This is a genomic window from uncultured Campylobacter sp. (genome assembly GCF_938017705.1).
GTDB lineage: Bacteria > Campylobacterota > Campylobacteria > Campylobacterales > Campylobacteraceae > Campylobacter_B.
Window position 1 is genome coordinate 1 of record NZ_CALIIS010000045.1, and the last position, 4,446, is coordinate 4,446.

General features: G+C 55.1%; 4 protein-coding genes. All 4 read left to right on the forward strand.

Annotation, left to right across the window (positions count from 1 at the left end; all coding sequences use genetic code 11):
- A partial coding sequence (locus tag Q0605_RS02585) for a DUF349 domain-containing protein (RefSeq protein WP_298703955.1) occupies positions 1–1,742 on the forward strand: 1,742 nt, incomplete at its 5' end.
- Complete coding sequence (locus Q0605_RS02590) at positions 1,729–2,529, forward strand: hypothetical protein (RefSeq protein ID WP_298703957.1); 801 nt, start codon at positions 1,729–1,731, stop codon at positions 2,527–2,529. The genes Q0605_RS02585 and Q0605_RS02590, both read left to right, overlap by 14 nt.
- Positions 2,526–4,118 (forward strand): ABC transporter permease, encoded by a 1,593-nt coding sequence (locus Q0605_RS02595; RefSeq protein ID WP_298703959.1) that lies wholly within the window; start codon positions 2,526–2,528, stop codon positions 4,116–4,118. Before Q0605_RS02590 ends, Q0605_RS02595 begins: the two co-directional genes overlap by 4 nt.
- Positions 4,115–4,446, forward strand: a 332-nt coding sequence (locus Q0605_RS02600; protein ID WP_298703961.1) for a hypothetical protein, incomplete at its 3' end; no start/stop codon positions are given. The genes Q0605_RS02595 and Q0605_RS02600, both read left to right, overlap by 4 nt.

Consider the following 4,446-nt stretch of genomic DNA (forward strand, 5'->3'; position numbering starts at 1 on the left):
TCCGCGCGGCGCAGCAGGTGTTCTTTGACGCGCGCCGCGCCAAGGACGAGGCCACCGACGCCGAGTACCGCGAGAACCTTGCCGCCAAGGAGAAGATCCTTGTCGACGCCGAGGCGATCCTGCCGGTGACTGACGTCGAGCGAGCCAAGGCACAGCTCCGTCAGATTCAGGACCGCTGGGAGGAGGGTGGGCGCGTTCCCTCCTCGGACCTGCACCGCGTCGAGGGGCGTCTGCGCGCTGTCGAGGCAGCCGTGCGTGAGGCCGAGGAAAAGGAATGGCGGCGTACGAACCCGGAGACCCGAGCACGCGCCGCTGGCATGGTCGGCCAGCTCGAGGAACAGATCGCCCAGCTGGAGCGCTCGCTGGCAGAGGCAGAGGCCGCCGGGGATACGAAGAACGCGTCGAGCGTGCGCGAGGCCCTGGAGACAAAGCGCGCGAAATGCATATTTTCGACGGCGTATTTCGACGAAGCGGCGGATGCCGATCTGACGCTGATTTTGCTAGGCGGCAAGATCATAGCGCAGGAGCGCGCCGCAAAGATCACCGCGGCGCTGCGGGACCGCACCTTTCGCATCGGCGGCGAGGATTATCAGAGCCTGGCGCGCCGCTTGATGTTTAAGACGCAAAGATTTTTAAAAAACTCCCCGCTCATCGACATCTGCCCCAGAGACGGCAGCGTCGATCTGCTAAGCGATGAGCCGATAAGCCTGCGCGATCTGCAGGAGTTTTTAAACGCAAGCCTAGAGGGTGATGGCGAAAATACAAAGCGCGAAAGCGGGCTCGACAAAGGCACGGATCCCGAAAACGGGCGCGACGAAAATTTTAAAATTTCAAACGGAAACGAGGGCGTTAAATTTAACGAAAACGGAAGCGCTAAATTTAAACTGAGCCCGCGCGAGGCGAGCCTAGAGGATGCGTATATTTTTTTAAACAGAGCGGAGATCGGCGCGGCAAACTTCGGCTACGAAAAAAGGAGCTTCGATGCGTCTCAAACCGTCATCAAAGTGCGCGACGTGAGTAAAAAATTCGGCTCCTTCACCGCTGTGGAAAATACGAGTTTCGAGGTCAAAAAGGGCGAGATTTTTGGCCTTCTGGGTCCAAACGGCGCGGGCAAGACGACGACGTTTCGCATGATCTGCGCGCTTTTGGGGATGAGCGGGGGCGAGATCTCGGTCATGGGCGAGGATCTGCGCCACGCTAAATCATCGATCAGATCGCGCATCGGCTACGTCTCGCAGAAATTTTCGCTTTACAAAAAGCTAAGCTGCTATCAAAATTTAGAGTATTTCGGCCGCAGCTACGGCATCGGCGGAGCAGCGCTGAAGCGGCGCATAGAGGAGCTTTTGAGCGAGTTTGGCTTGCAGCGGCTGCGAAACGAGACGTGGCAAAACCTGCCCTTTGGCGCGGGGCGCAACCTCAGCATGGCGTGCGCGCTCATCCACCGCCCCGAGATTTTGTTTCTCGACGAGGTCACCAGCGGCGCCGATCCGCTCTCGCGCAGGCTCTTTTGGAACCGCATAAATGCGCTGGCGCGCACCGGCGTGAGCGTGGTTGTGACGACGCATTTTATGGAGGAGGCGGAGTATTGCGATCGGTTTTTGATCCAAGATCGCGGCAAAATCCTGGCGCTAGGCAGCCCGGATGAAGTCTGCGTGCAGTGCGGGCGGCGGCTTAGCGTGCAGCAGGCCTTCATAAACGAGGTACAAAAATTTAGAAGCGAGGCGGGCGATGAGGGCTTTTGATCTAAATTTTGCGCGAGCCGCGAGGATTTTTGATCTGAATTTTATGCGGACTTGGCGAAAACCTGCGCGCCTGCGCGATAAAATTCCAAGCAGCGCAAGGGCCTTGCGAGGCGATGAAATTTTAAACGGCGGCGAAATTTTGAGCGACCGGGCTTTGAACGTCGGTGAAATTCTAAGCGACAGCGATATTTTAAACCAGGTATTGTGCGGTGGAATTTTAAATTTGATGTCGCGCGGCGGGACACGGCGCGGATTTTGTAGATGGATACTGCGCGAACTCCGTGCCGAAGCGAGTCCGCTTCGTCTGCGCCGTAAATTTCAAAGCGCGAGCGGCTCGCAAACGGATTGCAAATTTAAAAGGGTGTTTGTTCTGCAGACAGATCGCAAATTTAAAATGGCGGTCAGCCTGCGAACAGCTTGTAAATTTAAAGCCTCAATGCAAAAATTTCATCACGGATTTTGCGCCGCCGCGGAGCTTTTACGTCAAAAATTTCGTAGCAAGACCGTGCCGCACAACCGCTTAAAATTTCAAAGCCCGCCGTATGCGCTCGCGCGATTAAAATTTGTAGGCGCGATGAGTAAAATGGGCGCGAGCAGTCCGTCTGCGCCGTTAAAATTTCAAATCTCGGTTGCCGCACTTTTGCAATTAAAATTTAGAGGCGCGCCAAATGCGATCACGCGGCTAAAATTTCAAAATATGGCGGCCGCATTTGCGCGATTTAAATTCCAAAGCTTATCGCGAGCGGCGCAGTGCCGCAAAATCCGAGTACAGGGGCAGGGCGGATGAACTTTACCTTTTTAAAAATCCTCGTAAAAAAGGAGTTTGCGCAGATCGCAAAGGACCGATCGGCGCTCGTGATCGCGTTTTTGATGCCGCTAATTTTGGTCGTGATCTACGGATACGCGATGCGGATGGACATAAAGCCCGTCAAGGTGGGCTTCGTAAGCGATCTGGGCTCCAAAATCGAGCGGGATCTGCTCGGCGGATTTTTGGGCTCAAAATACCTACAAACCCGCGTTTACACGGACTTAGAGAGCGCGAGGAGGGATTTTAAGGCGCACGAGATCGAGAGCATTTTGTATTTTGATCCACGCTTTGCGGCTAAATTTCAAAACACCTTGAGCGGGCTTGGAGGCGCGGGCGGCGGCGTAAATTTAAACCTTTCTAGTGATGAAAGCTCCTCCATGAGCAGCGCAAGCGATATCCAAAACGTGAGCAGCGCCGAAAATTTCCGTCCGCTTGAGGACGCCAGCGCGGGCGCTAGCACGGAGAGTGGCATAAACGCCTCTGCGGGCGGCGCAAGCGGCGATAGTTCGCATCGCAACGGCTCGGAAGCGGGCGGCAGCGGAGTAAATTCAAGCGGCGCGACTGCAAATTCCGGCAGCAGCGCAGGCGACGTGGGCGCAAATCAAGGCAGTGTAAATTTAATCGGCGGCGCAGACGATACGAATACAGGCCTCATGGGTGGTGCGGACAATCTCCAAAATGCGAGCGGCGGCATCAATGCAAGCCCTTACGCTAGCGGCGCTGTAAATAACGGCGGCGGCACGGGCGGTGCAGGCGGCGGCGCGAGCAGCTCGAATAAAGACGGCGCCGAAATTTTCCTTATCCAAAACGCCACGCAGTCGCAGCTCGCGCTTCTTAGCTATGTTTACGTAGCAGGGGTAATTGAGCAGGTTTTGGCGCAAGATTACGGCTTTTTAAACGCAAATTTAAACGCCGCTGCAAGGCCCGTCAGTGTGAATTATCGCAGCTGGTTCAACGAAGCCAACGAATCGACGTGGTATCTCGTATCTGCCGAGTACGTGGGGATTTTGGGGCTCATCTGCCTGTTTATGGTCGCGGTCGTGATCTCGCGCGAATGGGACCGCGGCACGATCGCCTCGCTTTACAACTCCAATGCAAGCGCACTTGAGATCGTCACTGCCAAGGTCGGCGCGTATTATTTCCTGGCGCTTTTAGGCGGCGCGATGACGCTCGTTTACGGGCAGGTTCTTTTAGGCATCCCGATCCGCGGCAGCGTGGCGATGCTGCTGGCGACGCTTTGCGTCTTCGTGCTGGAGATGACCTGCCTAGGCATGCTGATCTCGGCGATCTGCAAAAATCAATTCCTAGCGCAGGAATACGCCATCGTCATCGGCTATCTACCCGTGACGCTGCTTAGCGGCATGATATTTGATCTGCGCGGACTGCCCGCGGCGGTCAACTTCATCGGGCACCTGCTGCCGCCCACATACGCGGTCGAGTCTTTTCGCATCTGCTTCCTATCGGGCGGACAGAGCGCGACGCTGTGGGTAAACCTCGCCATTCAGGCGCTCGGAGCGGTTTTGTTTTTCAGCTTGTGCGTGCTTAGCGTAAAAAGGGGCGCACGATGAAAATTTTATTTTTGCTTTACGCTTGCGCGGAGAAATTTCGCACCGCAAAAATCGGCGTAATTAACGTTTCGCTTTCGCCCAAGGCATCGATGGCGGAATTTCACGCCGCCAAAAGAGAGGACGCGATGAAATTTTTAGAATTTTTGCGCAAGCAAACGGAGCGCGAGCTTGAAATTTTAAAATTTCTTAGCGCTAGGCGCTTCGGTTTGCAAGCGGCGTCGGAGCGTGAATCTGAAATTTTAAAATTTAGCGCTGCAGAGAGCTTAAAAAGCCGCTTCAAGCCGCAAAAGCAAGCGGCGGAATTTTTAAATTTTGCGCCTATGCCGTG

Bases quoted from the DNA above. Each gene is read 5' to 3' on its own strand.
- Q0605_RS02590 (WP_298703957.1), top strand. From the start codon at position 1,729: ATGAGGGCTTTTGATCTAAATTTTGCGCGAGCCGCGAGGATTTTTGAT.
- Q0605_RS02595 (WP_298703959.1), top strand. From the start codon at position 2,526: ATGAACTTTACCTTTTTAAAAATCCTCGTAAAAAAGGAGTTTGCGCAG.